The organism is Gudongella sp. QWL-04 (assembly GCF_058683975.1).
The window spans coordinates 2,055,287-2,073,600 of record NZ_CM178754.1 but is presented as its reverse complement, the minus strand read 5'-3'; the positions used below and the strand labels follow the sequence as shown (position 1 = coordinate 2,073,600).

Sequence of the window (18,314 nt, the reverse complement as noted above, 5' to 3'; positions counted from 1 at the left end):
GATATTATGAAGATAGAAGAGTATGGAATAATAACCTTTGAGTCGACTCACCACGCGATGGCTGCGGAGTCATATCTCAAGGAACAAGGTATCTTTACTAAGACGATCCCTACACCAAGGGACATAACTCTAAGTTGTGGCCTTGCAATAATGATCATCAAGGATGATATTGAAAAGATAAAAGAGTTTAGATCCAAGGGAGCCTTCAGATCAAAGGCTTTGTACAGCCTGGTCATTGAGGATGGTAACAGAAAACTAGAAATGCTTGAATAGGGGGCAAAAATGGAGTTGATTTGGCAGTTTATAGATAGTTTCTTCAAAACCGATGAAGGATCCTTGAACCTATTTGGTAAAGCAGCAGCCATTATTGTTATCTTCATTGCCATATTTATTATCACAAGGGTAGTGAATCACATTGTAGATAAGACTATGATCAATCGAAGGCTTACGAAGCTTCAGATCAATGATAGGAGGATGAATACCCTATCAGAGATCCTAAAGAAGGTAGTGAAGTACGTCCTTGTATTTATTGGGATCGTAGTTTCTCTTGATCTTTTCAACATCAACACCACCTCCATAATCGCCACTGCAGGGATTGGAGGACTGGCCATAGGCTTTGGTGCACAATCTCTGGTAAAAGACGTCATAACAGGTTTCTTTATCCTCCTTGAGGATCAATATGCTGTCGGGGACTACGTAAAGATAGGGGGACTTGAGGGGATCGTTGAAGAGCTTGGAGTAAGAGTTACTAAGCTAAGGGATTTTACAGGAGAGCTTCATATAATCCCAAACAGCAATATTCAAATAGTCACAAACAGGACAAGAGGTGCGATGAGAGCACTTGTTAAAATATCAATAGCATATGAAGAGGATATTGAGCGGGCTATCAAGGTCTTAGAGAAGGTTTCTGAGGATCTGAGCAAGTCAAACGAAAATATCATTGAAGGGCCAACAGTTCTTGGTGTCACGGATTTTGGAGGATCTGACGTAGTCCTTACAGTAGTTGCCAAGACAAAGCCTATGGAACAGTGGGCCGTGGAGAGAGCCATGAGAAAGGCAATCAAGGAAGCCTTCAATAGAGAGGATATAGAAATACCTTATTCAAAAATTGTAGTTGTGGATGGGGGTAGGGAATCATGATGCTTCATTATCAGGTTGGAGACCAGGTGACTCTAAAAAAAGGGCACCCTTGCGGTGAAAACAAGTGGGAGGTACAGCGTACAGGAGTCGATATAAAGCTCAGATGTATGGGCTGTGATCGTCAGGTATGGTTGACCAGGATAGAGTTTGAGAAGAGAGTAAGAAAGATCCTTGAAGGGGAGAAGTGGGTCAGCATAGTTCACCACAAGAAACCTGAGGAAGTCTCTGAATAATATAATATAATGAAGGCTGAGTCGTTTTTTCGGACCGCTCACGGCCGCTTGGCCAGGAAATGTCCTTAAAACGACATCAGACCTTCAATAATCTAGGGTAAAAAACAGCGCAAAGCTTTCCTTAGCGTTGTTGGTGTTGCAATAGACAGCTCGTCAGGAGGAAAGGGAGAAATTTTTCTCTCTTTTTTGTTTTTTTATGCAACCTTTTTTGGGGAATAACGTCTATAGATTAAGGAGGGTTGATGGTGGCGGAGAGAAAGCTTATTGAGGGCCTTAAAATTGGCCGTGAGGATGCATACAGAAATTTAATGGAACAACATGGTTCAAGACTCCTGCAGACCTGCTGCCTGATACTCAAGGACAATCAAGAGGCTGAGGATGTAGTTCAGGAGACCTTTATAAGGGTATTTAAGGGGATCCATGAATTTAAAGGAAATAGCAGCCTGTATACCTGGCTTTACAGGATAGCAGTCAATATTTCAAGGGACAGGCTGAGGAAGGCTGAAGATACCTTGCCTCTTGAGGAGGAGCTAATAATTGGAGACGATCTTGAATCTCAAATAGTTGGTGAAATTGACAGGGAAGCTTTAAGAACAAAACTATACGGATTAGCCTCGACCTACAGGGAAGTACTGGTACTGTATTATTTCAAGGACTTTTCCATAACAGAAATATCAGAAATACTAGGCAACAGCGAAGGAACTATAAAAAGCAGGCTTTCAAGGGGAAGAAAACTCTTGGGTGAAAGCTTATTGAAAGGAGGCATGCTCGATGAATGAATTGGATAAACTAGGACAAGAGATAAAAAGTATCCTTGAAGAGGATTCGAAGGGCATAGCCTTAAGCTCTGAAGCTATCAATAATATAATGAAAAGCTCGAAACCAACCCTGCAGATGAAGTTGAGAGAGTTTATGAACAGGGAGATAGAAATTCCCCTTGCACCAGCAATAGCAGGATTGGCAGCCTTGCTTGTGATATCGATACTTCCAAAAGGAGTCTTCAAGGACCATAATATCCAGGTTATTGATATTGGAGGGTCTCAGATAATCATCAGAGACGACAGGGAGGTGGCAGATAAGTGAAGATAAGAGTAAAAGTCAAAACCATACTTCTTGGCATGCTTATGATCGGGATCCTATACTTCTGGGGCATACCTCAGGCAACTCTCGGGATAGCAAATTTCTTGGATACAAGAAACAGTGACAAGGCACAGCTTTTCTATGAAAGGTATGCAGACTCAAAAAAAACAATAAGCAGCAGGCTAATTTTCTCCGAAAGTCTTGTGGACCATTATGAGAGATTTGTGATATACAGCCAGGGCTGGGGAGGTGGGAATGGAGTATCTCAGGAGGAAATGAAGAAAGCTGAGGAAATGCTGCATTTAAACCTAGGTGAAAATCCATCCAAATCAGAAATCAAGGATTATACCTCGTCTTATAAGATGCTAATGGATATGGCAATCGCTGAAGGGTCACCTGATAAACTAGAGGAGCTTATTAAATGGGGAGAGAATAGTAATATAGCTCAAGTAAGTGAGCTCTCAAGCATATACAGTGCATTTCTCCACACTATAAATCGGGATTGGGCAAAAGCTGAGATGATCATTGAGGATCTTGAAAATGCCGGGAGCATCGATCCTAGGCTTCAAATAATAAGAGGGGAAATAGCTTTATTTCAGGGTAATACTGAAGAGGCAGCAAGGATTTACGGTGAATTTAGCAAAAGGAATTGGAAGGAACTGGACAGCACATATTTTGGCTCAAGAGCATATTTGGAGAGAAAATTCTGGCTTGAACAAGCGAGCGAACATATCGGAGAAGATGGCTTCATTGAAGGAAGGATCAATTTTGAAGGTAAGCCAATGGCGTTTGTAGAGATTTATCTCCAGTATGCTGATGGAGGCTTCAGGGCTGGAGGCGACGGTTATATAGCAATAACTGATGAAAACGGCTACTTTAAAAGTATAGGGCTAAAAAAAGGACTCTACGATATCGGAGTAGGAACCATGGAGAGTATTTTGGTAGACAAGGTTTTTTCCAGAACGGAACCAGGCTACGTAGAGGTAGGAGAAGGTATAACAACTGTCGATTTCAAGTTTAGAAACACAATAAAGGTCCTATCTCCGCTGCCAGGGACAAAAATAGATTCTGAAGAGTTGTTAGTCCAGTGGGAGGAGGTTCCCGGAGCGGCTTACTATACAGTTGAGCCTGTGGTATTTACAGATCCCATCAATAAATCAGGCGGATACTACAGAAGAGCTGTCGAGTCTGTAGAAGGTAAACTTAGATTTACAAGTGATTCAGCGAAATTCAAGGTGTCAGACCTTCTTTATGCCAGCGGTGGATTAACACGAGAAGGAGATGAATGGATTATTGGACCAGGAGCTATCCTAGGGATGTTCCTCCCAGGAGTTGAGTACCCAATAACAGTAAATGCCTATACCGAGGATAATGGACTAATAACAAGCAGTCTGCCGATGAGGACATATTATGACAGCCTTCCTAGCGTTATTATGCCTGGTGAATTATCTGAAGGTCAAGTACTTGTCGCAGGGATGAAATATCCGGAAGCAATTCAGCACTATGAGGATATTCTTATAGAAGACCCAGAAAACATCGAGGCTTTAACAAGTCTTACTAAGCTTTATGGTTTAGGATGGAAGAAAGGGGAAAAGAACCTGGACAGAGCATTTGATTTGTCTGATTCAGTAACTGACCCGAGATTAAGGTCTGACACGTTGAGGATCGTTCTGCAGGAGATGACCTCAGAGGAGCTGCTTCAAAATGAAAAGCTTGTACTTGAAGTCATAGGGTCCCTTGATAATCTCAAGGATGATGATTCAAAATATATTGAATTCAGATTCAACAGAGCTAAAAAAGACTGGAAGGCTGCAAGGGCTGCCCTGGAAAAACTGGAAAGTTATGTGCCGGATACCCTTGTTTTCTTGGATATATACTTTGAGGACTATGATAAGGCACTTGAAAGACTTAAAGACAAAAGGTTTTATCCATCGAGACTCCAAGGCCACATATTTACCGATGCTGTGGCTGGACTAAAAGTTAATCCACCAACACAAAATGACCTGAAGGTGTTCAGAGAGTTCATCGAAAGTTTGATAGGTGAAGGCGCATATGAAAACAGTGGTAATCTATATACCTCAACAACTGGAAGGCTGAGGGATAAGAACCTAAGGACCATAATCGACGAGATATACAATCAAAGGCACTGGAATCAATAATTTCAACTTTAACTCCTCTATACTTGGGTATACATACACTAGCCCAAAACAAGAGAGGAGTTTTTTTATGAAAAATTTTAGCTTTTATACCCCGACAATGATCAAATTCGGCAAAGGAAGCGTTTCTAAGCTGAGCCGTTTGATAGATGGGAAATACAACAGGATCCTGCTTCATTATGGCGGAGGAAGCATTAAAAAAAATGGCGTTCACCAGGAGGTAATCGAGCAGCTCCATATGACTGGAGCAAAGGTGTTCGAACTGGGTGGCGTAGCCCCCAATCCAAGGCTTTCTCTAGTAAGAGAGGGAGTGGAGCTAGCCAAGAAGGAAAAAGTAGACCTAATTCTAGCGGTTGGTGGTGGTAGTGCAATAGATTCAGCAAAGGCAATAGCACTTGGAGCACTTTCAGATTTAGACATCTGGGATTTCTATATGGGTAAGACAAAGGTAGAAAGAGCACTTCCGGTTGGAGTAGTACTGACACTTCCTGCCACAGGAAGTGAAACAAGCTCAGGTACAGTTATAACAAATGAGGAGGAGCAGCTGAAGCATTCAGTAGACCATGATCTTTTAAGACCAGCCTTTGCCATAATGGACCCAGAATATACGATGTCGCTACCCAATAATCAAACCTTCGCAGGAGTAATGGATATACTATCCCACGTATTTGAAAGATACTTCACTAATACTCCAGATGTTGATCTTACTGACGAGCTTAGCGAAGGAACAATGAGAAATGTAATAAAAAATGCTTATATCCTTAAGAAGGATCCCAAGAACTACGAAGCAAGAGCAGAGATAATGCTGGCTGGAACCATAGCGCACAATGGACTATTAGGCCTTGGCAGGGATGACGACTGGGCAAGTCATAGGATAGCTCATCAATTAAGTGCTCTTTATGGTACCACCCACGGAGACAGTCTGGCGATAATATTCCCAGCATGGATGAAGTACGTATACAGAACCAATCCGGAGAGATTCGGCCGCTTCGCTACAAAGGTATTTGGAGTATCGGATGCAGGAAAATCCAATGAAATGCTTGCTTTAGAAGGAATCAATAGATTCGAGGAGTTCCTGACGAAAACCGGTCTTCCCAAGACCTTCTCGGAAGGAGGCATCCCTGTGGACAACCTTGAGCTTATGGCAGGAAAAGCAGTTCTTATGGGTCCAATTGGATCCTTCAAGATCCTCGAGAAGGAGGATGTCCTTAAAATCTACAATTTGGCTCTTTAAGGGTGCCTTTTGAGAATTAATCTGCTATACTTGAGGAAGATTTCTTATTAGGGGGATGTGAAAATTGATGAAATATGCTTTTGAATATTACAAGAAGGCTGCTGAGTATATCCTGGAACAAGCTGGAGGAGAGGTGGAAATTGGACTTGTCCTTGGCTCTGCCTTGGGAGGAATATCGGAGCTTATACAGGACAAGATAGTGATCAAGTATAAGGATATACCCAATTTCTTGATGTCTACGGTTCATTCTCACGCCGGAGAGCTTCTTATAGGTACTCTCAATGGGAAAAGAGTAGTATGCATGAGCGGCAGATTCCACTATTATGAAGGATATGAGTTTGAAAGGCTTGCCATTCCTATGAGGGTATTCAGACTACTGGGCGTTGAAAAGGTGATCCTGACCAATGCGGCAGGGGGAATCAATACCGACTATAAGCCAGGTGATGTCATGCTTATTAGCGACCACATCAAGCTTACGGGCTCAAGCCCCGTAAGAGGGCCAAATATACCCGAGCTTGGACCAAGATTCTTTGACGTATCCGACATGTACACTAAAGCTCTCAGAGAGCTTGCTAAAAATGAAGCCAAGAACCAAGGAATAGACCTTAAGGAAGGGGTATATTTCTATGCGACAGGCCCACAATTTGAAACACCTGCTGAGATCAGAGCAATGAGGATACTTGGAGGTGATGCAGTTGGAATGTCAACCGTGACAGAGGCTATTACTGCAGCTCATTGTGGAATGAAGGTACTTGGTATTTCATTGATATCCAATATGGCAGCTGGTGTTCTTGACCAGCCGGTCACCACTGAAGAAGTGAACCTTGAGGGGAAAAAAGCCAGGGACAAGATGGAAAGGCTTATTACATCGATCGTCGGGGCTATGTAGGAGGTAGATGATGCATAGAGAAGACAGAGATTTAGCATTTATGCTTCAATATAACAATGTAGCCTGGTATGAGGATGGTAAGGTCAGGATCCTCGACAGACGTATTTATCCTTCACAAAAGAGATTTGAGATTTGTGAAAGTCATCAAGAGGTGGCCAAAGCAGTAACAGATATGGTAACCCAAAGCGCTGGACCATTCCTGGCTGCGGGGATGGGCATGGCTTTGGCAGCTTATGAAGCAAGAAACATGCCAAGAGAAGCTCAGCTAAGCTATCTCAGCAGAGCAGCTGATACAATAGCAAGCGCCAGACCAACTACCGCAAAGAGGATGAGGCTGATAGTCGATGGATGCCTCGAGGCTGCAAGATCTTCGATAGATCTGGATAAGAGACTTGATGAGGTTATATTTGAACACACCATTAAAGTAACGAATGAAAGATATGCAAGAGTGGGCTTAGTAGCCAAAAACCTTGTGGATATGTTCCCAAACAAAGGCACAGTAATGACCCAGTGCTTTGGAGAAACAATAGTTGGAATGATGTTGAGGGAAGCAAAGGACAGAGGTAAAGATATAAAGCTGTTCGTTCCGGAGACAAGGCCGTACTTCCAGGGTGCAAGACTGACTGCAAGTGTAGCTTATGATCAGGGCTTCGACGTCACAGTAATAACGGATAATATGCCAGCCTTTGTCATGGAGAGAAAGGGCGTAGACGTATTTACATCAGCTGCCGATGCCATATGCATGGACGGGTATGTAGTGAATAAGATAGGCACCTTCCAAATAGCGATTGTTGCTAAGTATATGGGAGTACCATATTTTGTAACAGGAGTTCCCGACAGAGGTCACGAGAAAATAGAAACGGTGACTATTGAAGAAAGAGATCCGGATTTTGTTCTTCAGGCAATGGGAGTCAGAACCGCCATGGAGGGCGTAAAGGGCTTTTACCCTTCCTTTGATGCCACCCCACCTCATCTGGTAAGTGGAGTAGTTACAGATAAAGGGATATTTTCACCCTACGATTTGTACAGATACTTTGGAGACAGCAATAAAGCAGAGTTGGTGCTGTGATCATAGCTGCTGGGTAAAAACATCCAGCAGCACCATATTTTTATCCTATTTAATATAGACAAGCATTCATGCAGGGTGATAATATATAAGTATAGTCAGGAAAAGGTTTTCCGATTAAAATGGAGGTGTAAACCATGCAATTGAAATTTGCAAAGAGAATGGAAAATATCAAGGCCTCTGAAATCAGAGAGCTCCTTAAACTAACCCAAAAACCGGAAATCATTTCCTTCGCTGGGGGCCTGCCAGCAGCTGAACTGTTCCCAGTAGAGGAAATGATACATATCAGCAAGGAAGTAATAGAAAAGCACGGTTCCAAAGCACTTCAATATGGTCCTACAGAAGGTTATCAGCCGCTAAGAGAAGCGATTGCAAAAAGAATGGAGAAGGTAAGCGTCCACATGACTGCCAACGACGTTCTAGTTACAAGTGGATCGCAGCAGGGACTGGATTTTGCTGCAAAGATATTTATAAATCCAGGCGATGTAATAATCGTAGAAAAGCCCAGCTATCTAGGGGCCATCAATGCATTCAAGGCCTATGAGCCTAAGTTCATCGACGTTGAGCTTGAGGATGACGGCATGAATATGGATGAGCTTGAGGGGATACTGAAAAATACCGAAAATGTAAAATACATCTATGTAATACCTGACTTCCAAAACCCATCAGGAAAAACCTGGTCTTTGGAAAAAAGAAAGAAACTAGTTGATCTAGCCAATAAGTACGATATCATAATCATCGAAGACAATCCCTATGGAGAACTGAGATTTGAAGGGGAGCTTCTTCCTGCAATCAAGCATTTTGACACAGATGGAAGAGTAGTCTTCTTCGGAACCTTCTCAAAGATATTTTGCCCGGGGCTTCGACTCGGATGGGTAGCAGCTTCACCGGAAATATTGAACAAGTTTATACTTGTAAAGCAAGGTGCAGACCTTCAATCAAGTACCATCTCACAAATCGAGGTAGCGACCTTCCTTCAAAACTACGATATTGAAGAGCATATCGAAAAGATCAAGGAAACCTACCTTAGAAGAAGAAATCTTATGCTTAAGGTAATGGACGAGGAATTCCCAGAGGGTGTTAAGTTCACAAGACCACAGGGTGGATTGTTCACCTGGGTAGAGCTCCCTGACTATATCAACACTCGCGACCTTGCAGTAAAAGCTCTTGAGAAGAACGTTGCATTCGTACCTGGAGGCTCCTTCTTTGCAAACGGAGGAAACGAGCACTGCATGAGACTTAACTACTCAGCTATGAGCGACGAGCGTATAGTCGAAGGAATGAAGAGGCTGGCTCAGGTTATAAAGGAAGCGATGAAGTAATATAAGTAAAAAATTATCCGCAGGGCTTAAGCTCTGCGGATTTTTATTGGTCTTATTTGGGCAGCTTAACTGCTATGGTAGTTCCTTTATTTACCTCACTGTGGAGAGCTACGCTGCCACCGTGGTATTCAACGATATGCTTGACTATTGCAAGACCAAGGCCGGTTCCTCCAGCTTTTCTCGACCTGCTCTTATCTACTCTGTAGAATCTTTCAAATACCCGTTCAACATCGTCTCTAGGGATCCCGATCCCAGTGTCTGAAACAGTTATGACCCCGTAGTTGCCTTCATCCGATAGGGATATATCGACTCTGCCGCCAACGCGATTATATTTTATTGCATTGTCAATAAGGTTAAAGATAAGGTCTTGTATCATCCTTCTATCACCTCGGATCTGTAGAGGTGGGCCTTCAATTGACAGCTCCACAGACTTTTCCTTGGCTGAGAAGTTTAGCTGATCGATAAGATCCTTGGCTATGGTAAATATCTCCAGATTTTCAAAGGTCTTTACGGCATTTGAATCCTCAAGTCTCGAGAGACTGATGACCGAATCTATAAGCTCTAAAAGTCTCGATCCCTCTTTGTGGATCACACCTGCAAATTTTTTAGAGTCCTCAGAGTCCGAAACCCCATTTTGAAGCATTTCAGCATAGCCAATTATTGAAGTCAGCGGGGTCTTTAGCTCATGGGATACATTGGCAGTAAACTCTCTTCTGACCTTCTCTGCTTCCCTCATCTCATGCAAAGCCAGGTCGATCTGCTTTTTCTGTCTGTCGATGGTATCTACAAAGGGTCTTACCTCTGGGTAAACTAATACCTCTTTTACAGGTTTTCCAGACAATATACTCTCCACGCTTGAGGCTATTCTTTTAATGGGAGCCATAAGCCTGTCAGCAAGGCGGTGAGACAATAGGTATAATGTCACCAAAAGCAGAACTAAAACACCAACAGCAGCTGGAAGCATTGACATAAGGACTTCGAAGAAGCTTAGGTTTTCTATACTTCCAGGGCCTCTTGCCAAATCATATACTATAAAGGCCATTACAGCTGTTGTAATGGACATGGTTATACTTACTATTACAGCTAGATACGCGTAGATCCTATTCTCCATAAATCATCCTCCAAACTTGTATCCAACTCCCCGAACGGTCTGTACAAACTCACCTGAATCTCCAAGCTTCATCCTGAGAGTTCTTATATGAACATCCACCGTTCTGGATTCACCCTCAAAATCAAAGCCCCAAACCTCATTCATTATCTTGTCTCTGGTAAGTACCAATCCTGAATTTTTCATAAGATAGTGCAATAGGTCAAATTCCTTGGGAGTAAGTACTATTTCCTTTCCTCCTGACATAACTATGTGCTTTTCGTAGTCGAGGCTTACATCACCTATGGAGATAGCATCGGCATCAGATTTTGGCTGAGCTCTTCTTAAAACTGCTCTTATCCTGGAAAGAAGCTCCATTACACCGAATGGCTTGGCTACGTAGTCGTCAGCACCCATATCGAGTGCCCTTACCTTGTCAAATTCACTGGTTTTGGATGTCAGCATAATAACAGGGACGCCTTGGGTACGGGGTTCTTTTCGAAGCTGCTTCAATATACTGTAGCCATCTGCACCTGGCAGCATGATATCGAGCAGTACAAGATCAGGTACAGGAGCCGTGAAAAGCCCATCTCCTGATTCAAAGCCAACCACATCATAGCCCTCATTTTTAAGGGCATACAAAACCAGCTCTCTTATGCTCTCGTCATCCTCAACACAGTATATCAGCTTCATATGATCAACTCCTTGTGAAATGGTCGCCTGCTATAGCAAAGTATACCCATTCCGCAATGTTTTGTGCATGGTCGCCGATTCTTTCAAAATATTTTGCTATCATCATAAGGTCAATAGCCTGCTCGCTTGAACCTATCCCCGCCTTGATATAACCGATCAGCTCATCCTTGATAACAGTGAAAAGGTCGTCGACTATGTCATCGTAATATATGACGCTTTTTGCAAGCTCAATATCTCTCTTTACGAAGGCATCAATACTATCTCTAACCATTTTGATCGTCGCATCTGCCATTTGAGGGATGTGTACAAGCTCCTTCAGGTACTTTTGATCTGCAAGCCTTATGGTTATCTCTGATATGTCGGCAGACTGGTCTCCTATCCTCTCCATATCCGTGATCATCTTCAAAGCAGAGGATATGAGCCTTAAATCTCTCGCAACGGGCTGTTGTCTCAGTATGAGCTTAAGACAGAGATCCTCGATAGCTCTTTCCATGTCGTTTACTTCCTTGTCACCTGCAATAACTCTTCTGGCAAGCTCCACGTTCTGGGCCTTCAGCGCTGTTACAGCTGCCTCGATCGAGCTTTCCACAAGGTTCCCCATCTCAGTCAGCTCGGAATTAAGTCTTTCAAGATCCTGATCAAATTTGCTTCTCATAATACCATCCTCTTTTATATTATTTATTAATGCTATTATAGGCTTTTAATGTTAAAATTAATCTACTTAGGCTGTAAAATTTGTGTAAAGAAGGGTATCATTGTTATTGCCAAGGTATAACCGCTGTGGTATAATACTTCAGTGTTCCTTGCTCTATCATAAGGATAGAGCCGATAGTCCATAAGGAGGTGAAATACATGAGAAAATATGAAGCTATGGTAATCTTTTACCCAAATTTCGAGGAAGAAAAAAGAGTAGCGCTTTTAGAGAGATTCAAGGGAATCATCGAAACAGGCGGCACTATAACAACTCAAGACGAGTGGGGAATGAGAAAGCTTGCATATCTGATCGATGATTTGGCAGAAGGGTACTACGTACTGATCAACTTCGAGTCAAACCCTGAAGTAGTTAAGGAATTCGACAGAATTGCAAAAATATCAGAAGGCATTATGAGACATATGATCGTTAAAGAGGAAGAGTAATCCAAAGGACGGTGAATGACTTGAATAATGTTGCATTGATAGGAAGACTCACGAGAGATCCTGAACTAAGATATATTCCAAATTCAGGAACACCCGTATCCACGTTCACAATTGCTGTTGACAAAGGTCTTTCACGAGATAAAAAACAAGAAATGGAATCGAAAAATCAACCGACTGCTGATTTCATCAGAATAGTCGTTTGGGGAAAGCAGGCAGAGAACTGTGCAAACTTTCTCAATAAAGGTAAGCTGGTAGGCATACAGGGAAGAATTCAGACTGGCAGCTACGACGACAAGGACGGCAAGAGGGTTTTCACCACAGACGTGGTGGCCAACAACGTTGAGTTCCTTGAGTGGGGAGAGAACACAAATAAGACCTCCTCAAGCTTCAACAATAACAGCCTTGATTATCCTGAAATGGATGGCTTCCACCCAACCGACAATGACGATATTCCATTCTAATTAAGGAGGGGAAAAGGATGCAAAGAAGGTTCAAACCAAGAAAAAGAGTGTGCAGCTTTTGCGCTGACAAATCTACACACATCGACTATAAAGACGTTAGCAAGCTTAAGAAATACATTACTGAAAGAGGAAAGATCCTCCCAAGAAGAATTTCAGGAAACTGCTCCAAACACCAAAGACAGCTTACAATAGCTGTAAAAAGAGCAAGACAAGTTGCATTGTTGCCATATAGCGCAGACTAAGAGAGGGAAACCTCTCTTTTCTTGTTTTTAAGGATAACCGGAATTCCTATCATGTAACACTTTCATTCACTTCTAATATATAATATAATCAAAGGAAGCACTAAAAAATACGGGGTGAAACACTTGAACAAGGACAACAAATGGATGATACCCATAATTGAAGGTGCAGGGATACTTGGGATGGAGGTTCTTGGAGGACTTTTAGCCATCTATTTTTCTCCATTCCTGTTGATATTGTACCCACTGGGCTTCGTTATATACGGAGTAAAGCATGGGCTTGTAAACATGGGTCTGCTTATGGCAGTCACAGCAGCTGTGACAGGACTGGTCTCCGACTTTACAAGTGCACTTGTGATCATCGGGATGTTTGGACCAATGACTATAGGAATAACCTACAGTATGAGAAAAAGAAGAAGACCACTGGAGGTTCTGGCTACAGGCTCCATAGTTTTTTTCTCCAGTACGATGCTCCTATTTGCATTATTTGGAAATGCCACTGGAACCAGCGTAGTGAAGCAGGTGGAGGAGACCTTCCGAGAGACCCTTTTCATGCAACTTGAGATGTTCGAGGGAATGGGTATGAGCGTTTACGAACTTGATAAGACAAGGACTATGCTTGAAGATGCATATTCCTATCTTATGCTTATTCTGCCTGCGATCCTAATGGTACTTTCCTTTGTTATAAGTTACTTGAACTATCTATTTTCTGTAAGACTCCTTAGAGCCCTTGGGATAGGGATACTTCCGATGCCTTGGCTCCACAGGTTCACTGTGCCCAATAACTTTGGTATAGGAATGCTGGTGGTTTTAATTAGTCTCTTGGTCGTAAGATCCTTCGATTCTGGATTTTACGACGTGATATTCATGAACCTTATCGTATTGTTAGGCACAGTATTTGTCATACAGGGATTGGCGGTAATGGATCATTACCTGCTTCAGCTTAAAATGAACAGCGCAGCAAGAGGGATACTTATGTTTATTCTTATAATGCTGTCTCCAATGCTGACCATGATATCACTGCTTGGAGGAGCAGATATAGTATTGGACTTTAGAAAATTGCGGAGAAGAAAACCCAAGTAGGAGGATCGAGATGAAAGATAAGCTGTATACATGGTCGGACAACAGAATATATCTGATCATAATGGCTCTAATGGTGTTTATCATGGCTTTTTTTCAGCCTATCGTTGCCTTTGTCATGGCACTGGTGGCAGGCTATATGGTTTACCACACTCACAAGAAAATCGAAGAAAAGAACCGGGAGCTTGCAAAATACATAGAGAGGCTTTCACATACTTTTGATTCTGCTGCTAAGCATGCCATATTCAATATGCCATTCCCGTTATCCTTTATCGATGACGTCGGGAATGTTACCTGGTACAATACACCTTTCCTTGAGATGATGGGTGGAGGGGACGTTCTCAACAGATCCATAAGTGAGCTGATTCCTGCCTTCAACATGACTGAATTAAGCAGGAAGAAGGAAAATGAACCTTTGGACATAAGGTATATGGATAAGTGCTTTAAGGTACTACCCAACTTTATTGAAGGCAGGGGAAGCTTCGCCAAGGGCAATGTCACAATGCTCTATTGGCTCGAGGACACTGACTATCAGAAACTTCTCAGAATCTACACAGATGAAAAGACTATAGTCGCCCTGATAAATGTAGATAATTACGACGATGTCAAGAGCTCCACGCCTGATACCCATAGGCCGATGGTCCTTGCAGAAATCGACAAGCTTATTAGCACTTACTTTGGCAAATACAACGGTCTGGTGAGGAAATATGAAAACGATAAATACCTTGTTTTAGTTGACCACAATGGTTTGATGGATATTAAGACAAAAAGATTCGATCTTCTGGACCAAATTAGGGACCTCAACATGGGGAACACAATACCCATAACACTTAGCATCGGAGCCTGCCAGGCAGGAAAGACTCTTCTGGACTCCTATAGGAATGCCAATGCCGCTATCGACATCGCCTTAGGCCGTGGAGGAGACCAAGCAGTTGTAAATATTGGGAACTCCTTTGATTTTTACGGCGGCAAGTCAAAGGCTATGGAAAAAAGGAACAAGGTAAAGGCAAGGGTAATAGGAGACGCCTTAAGGCAGCTTATAGACCAATCAGGCATAGTATTCGTAATGGGCCACAAGAATCCGGATATGGACTCAATAGGCTCATCCATCGGAATAATGAGGGCAGTTGAGAATAGGCACAAAAAGGCGCTCTTGGTTCTAAATGGTGAAAATCCATCCATAAAAAACCTAATGGACAGGATGAGAGAGGAAGCACCAGAGATTGAGGAGAAAATAATCACTGGCGACGCTGCTTTAGATATTATAGATGAAAAGGACCTTATGATAGTAGTAGACAATCACAAACCTAGCCTTACAGAGGCACCGGAGCTCCTTGAAAGGACCAATAAGGTAGTTGTAATCGACCACCACAGAAGAGGTGCTGAATTTGTAAAAGATCCTGTACTGACATATCTGGAACCCTATGCTTCATCGACCTCAGAGCTGGTCACAGAGGTTTTGACCTACATGAGCGATGAGACAAATCTCACTAAGTTTGAGGCTGAGGCAATGCTGGCAGGAATCACTGTCGATACAAAGAACTTCAGTTTCCAGACAGGAGTTAGAACCTTTGAAGCAGCATCAGTACTAAAGCGAGCTGGAGCAGATACTACCATTGTGAAGCAGCTTTTCAGGGATGACTTCAGTACCTTCATAAGCAAGGCTGAGGTCGTAAGGTCGGCTAAGATGGTCTATGATAAAATCGCAATAGGAAGACTTGAGATTACCAACGAGGACTCAATACTCATAGCGGCGCAGGCTGCAAATGAGCTCCTGAACATAAACGATGTGGAAGCTTCCTTCGTACTCAGTAAACTTGAGGATAAAATACACATTTCGGGAAGATCTCTTGGAAATATAAGCGTCCAACTCATCCTTGAGAAGCTGGGCGGTGGTGGCCATTTAACAAGTGCAGGTGCACAGGTAGAGAAGCTTTCAATGAACGATGCAGAAAAGCTGTTGATTGATATAATAGGTAAATTCTTAAAGGAAGGTGAAAAAAAATGAAGGTGATTTTATTAAAGGAAGTCAAGGGTATGGGCAAGGAGGGAGACCTCGTCAACTCTAAGGACGGTTATGCAAGAAACTATTTGATACCAAGGAACATTGCAATAGAGGCTACATCCGACAACCTGAGGAAATGGGAGGAAGCAAAAAAACAGGAGGCTGCCAAGAAGAAACAGGAGCTTGAAGAGGCTAAAGCCCTAAAAGAGAAACTGGAAAAGCTCACAGTAGAAGTAAAGGCAAAGGGCGGCAGCGGTGGAAGACTTTTCGGCTCTATAACCTCACAGGACATTGCAGCAGCTTTAAAAGAACAGCATGGAGTCGATATAGACAAGAGAAAGATAGAGATGAAGGATAATATCAAAAATGCAGGAGCTGCAGAGGTGGACCTGAAGCTCTATCCAGAGGTTTCAGCTAAGCTGAAAGTAAACGTAGTAACCATATAAGAGGTGATTTTTTTGGATACTGGACTTGGCAGAATACCTCCACACAGTTTGGAGGCAGAGCAGTCTGTCCTTGGAGCCATGCTCCTGGACAAGGAGGCAATCAACACAGCCATAGAGACGATACGTCCTGACGACTTCTATAAGGAAGCCAACCAGGAGATATTTGAGGCTATGCTTGTCTTGAACAACAGAAACGAACCTGTCGATATCATAACCCTTTCTGAGGAGCTTAAGAGGAGAGGGACTATTGAAGCTGTCGGCGGGATAACCTATCTTGCCAATTTGTCCGGCAGCATAGCTACTACAGCGAATGCAAAATACTACTGCAATATAGTGGAAGAAAAATCCACCCTAAGAAAACTGATAAAGTCCAGCAACGAGATCATGGGATTGGCCTACGAAAACAGTGAAGAGGTCAATGCAATAATTGAAAAAGCTGAGAAGAACATATTTGACATAACTCAGGGAGCACATAAAAAGGGGATAGTACCCATAAGCGAGGTGCTGCTGTCAAGCTTCGCACAGATCGAGGAAAGAGCTGCCAACAAAGGCGGGCTAACCGGTCTTACTACAGGCTTCTCAGATCTGGACAGAAAGCTATCCGGTCTTCAGAAATCAGATTTAGTGCTGCTTGCTGCAAGACCATCCATGGGAAAAACTGCCTTTGGAGTCAATATCGCAACCAACGCTTCCCTCAAAGGAGGCGGAAAGATAGCAATATTCTCCCTTGAGATGTCTAAGGAGCAGTTGGTGCAGAGAATAATAAGCTCGACGGCTCACGTCGACCTTCAAAAGATAATCAGCGGAAACTTGGTCGATGACGAGTGGATCCAGGTTGTAAACGCCATGGGGCCTCTCTCTAAGATGGAGATATACATAGACGACACAGCCGGAATATCTATGATGGAGATGAAGGCTAAATGCAGAAGACTTAAAGTGGAGAAGGGACTTGACCTTATAGTAGTCGACTACCTACAGCTAATGCAGGTAGACGGAAGGGTAGAAAGCAGACAGCAGGAGATATCCGCAATATCAAGAGGACTTAAAGGACTTGCCAAGGAAATGGAGTGCCCAGTGCTTGCACTGTCGCAGCTATCCCGTGCTCCTGAGCTAAGAAGCGACCACAGGCCGATACTGTCTGACCTGAGGGAGTCCGGAGCCATAGAGCAGGATGCAGACGTTGTACTGTTTCTCTACAGAGATGAATACTACGACAAGGAATCCGAAAAGAAAAGCATCGGTGAAGTTATAATTGCAAAGCACAGAAACGGCCCGACAGGAAGCATAGAGCTGGTGTTCAAGCAAGAATACACAAAGTTCCTGAATATGGAGAAATTTATCGATACTGACTGATTAAAAGATCAAGCTTTGCATCATAATTGAAATGTATAACAGCAGGGGTACCGGAGAACAGTCTCAGGTACCCCTTTAAGGAGGAATCATCATGGAGCTGGAGGGAAAAAGCCTTAAGCTTGCACCACTTACTATGGAGGACGCATACGATATGAGGTCATGGGGACAGCATGAAAGCAAGCTCCTTGCAGACTATAATTTCCCATATATAAACGACGCTGAAGTGAATACCTGGTTCAGGTTCAAGACTCTCAACTGGAGGAACAGCTATTTTTCAGTGCGAGACAGGGCTGGAAGACTTGTAGGCTATATGGGGATCAAGAATAGAAGATTATTCAAGAGGACAGCATTTCTCGGCATCGTATTTGACCCGGATCATTTGAATAAGGGGCTTGGAACAGAAGCCCTCGAGACATTTTTGCCATATTACTTCGAAAAGCTCAGGATGAAGGCTCTATTTTTAGAGGTTGCAGAGTTCAATGAAAGGGCTATACGGGTCTATGAAAAGCTGGGATTCAAAAAAACCGCCTACTATCTGGACCCATTTCCTGACCAAAGAATTGACCTCTCAGATCCGGAACTTTTAAGATGGAAATCATGCTTTGTAATTGATGGAGAAAAGATATATAATTATATCTACGAAATGAAACTGACCAAGGATGTGTATCTTTCAAGGAAAAGGAGCTGAGACGC

General features: G+C 42.9%; 21 protein-coding genes. 18 read left to right on the top strand and 3 right to left on the bottom strand.

The window, feature by feature from the left end; all coding sequences use genetic code 11:
- Nucleotides 1–6: 6 nt before the first annotated feature.
- The 10 genes from AC4PHB_RS10325 (at nt 7) to AC4PHB_RS10280 (ending at nt 9,120) form a co-directional block, all read left to right on the top strand.
- Nucleotides 7–273 carry a putative Se/S carrier protein gene (locus tag AC4PHB_RS10325; protein ID WP_492136344.1) on the top strand — a complete coding sequence of 89 codons (267 nt, stop codon included), beginning with the start codon at nt 7–9 and terminating at the stop codon, nt 271–273.
- Nucleotides 274–282: 9 nt separating this feature from the next.
- On the top strand, nt 283–1,140 hold the full coding sequence (locus AC4PHB_RS10320; protein WP_492136343.1) for a mechanosensitive ion channel family protein: 858 nt from the start codon (nt 283–285) through the stop codon (nt 1,138–1,140).
- Nucleotides 1,140–1,373 carry a DUF951 domain-containing protein gene (locus tag AC4PHB_RS10315; protein ID WP_492137769.1) on the top strand — a complete coding sequence of 78 codons (234 nt, stop codon included), beginning with the start codon at nt 1,140–1,142 and terminating at the stop codon, nt 1,371–1,373. Before AC4PHB_RS10320 ends, AC4PHB_RS10315 begins: the two co-directional genes overlap by 1 nt.
- Before the next feature lie 245 nt (nt 1,374–1,618).
- Complete coding sequence (locus tag AC4PHB_RS10310; protein ID WP_492136342.1) at nt 1,619–2,152, top strand: RNA polymerase sigma factor; 534 nt, start codon at nt 1,619–1,621, stop codon at nt 2,150–2,152.
- On the top strand, nt 2,145–2,456 hold the full coding sequence (locus AC4PHB_RS10305; RefSeq protein WP_492136341.1) for a hypothetical protein: 312 nt from the start codon (nt 2,145–2,147) through the stop codon (nt 2,454–2,456). Before AC4PHB_RS10310 ends, AC4PHB_RS10305 begins: the two co-directional genes overlap by 8 nt.
- Nucleotides 2,453–4,612, top strand: a complete 2,160-nt coding sequence (locus tag AC4PHB_RS10300) for a tetratricopeptide repeat protein (protein ID WP_492136340.1) — start codon at nt 2,453–2,455, stop codon at nt 4,610–4,612. The genes AC4PHB_RS10305 and AC4PHB_RS10300 overlap by 4 nt, the downstream gene beginning before the upstream one ends.
- Before the next feature lie 67 nt (nt 4,613–4,679).
- Nucleotides 4,680–5,843, top strand: a complete 1,164-nt coding sequence (locus AC4PHB_RS10295) for an iron-containing alcohol dehydrogenase (protein WP_492136339.1) — start codon at nt 4,680–4,682, stop codon at nt 5,841–5,843.
- A gap of 67 nt (nt 5,844–5,910) precedes the next feature.
- Nucleotides 5,911–6,732, top strand: coding sequence for a purine-nucleoside phosphorylase (locus AC4PHB_RS10290; RefSeq protein ID WP_492136338.1), 822 nt, complete (start codon nt 5,911–5,913; stop codon nt 6,730–6,732).
- A gap of 10 nt (nt 6,733–6,742) precedes the next feature.
- The gene (locus tag AC4PHB_RS10285) at nt 6,743–7,801 is read left to right on the top strand and encodes an S-methyl-5-thioribose-1-phosphate isomerase (protein ID WP_492136337.1); all 1,059 of its coding nucleotides are present in this window, start codon (nt 6,743–6,745) and stop codon (nt 7,799–7,801) included.
- A 134-nt stretch (nt 7,802–7,935) separates the two neighbouring features.
- Nucleotides 7,936–9,120 (top strand): aminotransferase-like domain-containing protein, encoded by a 1,185-nt coding sequence (locus tag AC4PHB_RS10280; RefSeq protein ID WP_492136336.1) that lies wholly within the window; start codon nt 7,936–7,938, stop codon nt 9,118–9,120.
- Nucleotides 9,121–9,172: 52 nt separating this feature from the next.
- Here the strand turns inward: AC4PHB_RS10280 and AC4PHB_RS10275 are convergent, their stop codons facing one another.
- From AC4PHB_RS10275 to phoU, 3 genes are read right to left on the bottom strand one after another with little or no spacing between them, the layout of a single operon-like run.
- Nucleotides 9,173–10,231, bottom strand: coding sequence for a sensor histidine kinase (locus tag AC4PHB_RS10275; RefSeq protein WP_492136335.1), 1,059 nt, complete (start codon nt 10,229–10,231; stop codon nt 9,173–9,175).
- A gap of 3 nt (nt 10,232–10,234) precedes the next feature.
- Nucleotides 10,235–10,900, bottom strand: coding sequence for a winged helix-turn-helix domain-containing protein (locus AC4PHB_RS10270; RefSeq protein ID WP_492136334.1), 666 nt, complete (start codon nt 10,898–10,900; stop codon nt 10,235–10,237).
- A 4-nt stretch (nt 10,901–10,904) separates the two neighbouring features.
- Nucleotides 10,905–11,555 carry a phosphate signaling complex protein PhoU gene (gene phoU, locus AC4PHB_RS10265; protein ID WP_492136333.1) on the bottom strand — a complete coding sequence of 217 codons (651 nt, stop codon included), beginning with the start codon at nt 11,553–11,555 and terminating at the stop codon, nt 10,905–10,907.
- Between the two features lie 197 nt (nt 11,556–11,752).
- Between phoU and rpsF the strand changes: the two genes are divergently transcribed.
- The 8 genes from rpsF (at nt 11,753) to AC4PHB_RS10225 (ending at nt 18,309) form a co-directional block, all read left to right on the top strand.
- The gene (gene rpsF, locus AC4PHB_RS10260; protein ID WP_333686917.1) at nt 11,753–12,037 is read left to right on the top strand and encodes a 30S ribosomal protein S6; all 285 of its coding nucleotides are present in this window, start codon (nt 11,753–11,755) and stop codon (nt 12,035–12,037) included.
- Between the two features lie 11 nt (nt 12,038–12,048).
- The gene (locus AC4PHB_RS10255; RefSeq protein ID WP_492136332.1) at nt 12,049–12,498 is read left to right on the top strand and encodes a single-stranded DNA-binding protein; all 450 of its coding nucleotides are present in this window, start codon (nt 12,049–12,051) and stop codon (nt 12,496–12,498) included.
- A gap of 17 nt (nt 12,499–12,515) precedes the next feature.
- Nucleotides 12,516–12,740: a 30S ribosomal protein S18 gene (gene rpsR, locus AC4PHB_RS10250; RefSeq protein WP_128424928.1), complete on the top strand. Its 225-nt coding sequence runs from the start codon at nt 12,516–12,518 to the stop codon at nt 12,738–12,740.
- 123 nt (nt 12,741–12,863) lie between these two features.
- Nucleotides 12,864–13,820 carry a YybS family protein gene (locus AC4PHB_RS10245; protein ID WP_492136331.1) on the top strand — a complete coding sequence of 319 codons (957 nt, stop codon included), beginning with the start codon at nt 12,864–12,866 and terminating at the stop codon, nt 13,818–13,820.
- A gap of 10 nt (nt 13,821–13,830) precedes the next feature.
- The gene (locus AC4PHB_RS10240; protein ID WP_492136330.1) at nt 13,831–15,825 is read left to right on the top strand and encodes a DHH family phosphoesterase; all 1,995 of its coding nucleotides are present in this window, start codon (nt 13,831–13,833) and stop codon (nt 15,823–15,825) included.
- Complete coding sequence (gene rplI, locus AC4PHB_RS10235; RefSeq protein WP_492136329.1) at nt 15,822–16,268, top strand: 50S ribosomal protein L9; 447 nt, start codon at nt 15,822–15,824, stop codon at nt 16,266–16,268. The genes AC4PHB_RS10240 and rplI overlap by 4 nt, the downstream gene beginning before the upstream one ends.
- Before the next feature lie 78 nt (nt 16,269–16,346).
- Complete coding sequence (gene dnaB, locus AC4PHB_RS10230; RefSeq protein WP_492137768.1) at nt 16,347–17,621, top strand: replicative DNA helicase; 1,275 nt, start codon at nt 16,347–16,349, stop codon at nt 17,619–17,621.
- A gap of 91 nt (nt 17,622–17,712) precedes the next feature.
- Nucleotides 17,713–18,309 (top strand): GNAT family N-acetyltransferase, encoded by a 597-nt coding sequence (locus AC4PHB_RS10225; protein ID WP_492136328.1) that lies wholly within the window; start codon nt 17,713–17,715, stop codon nt 18,307–18,309.
- The last annotated feature ends 5 nt before the right edge of the window (nt 18,310–18,314 follow it).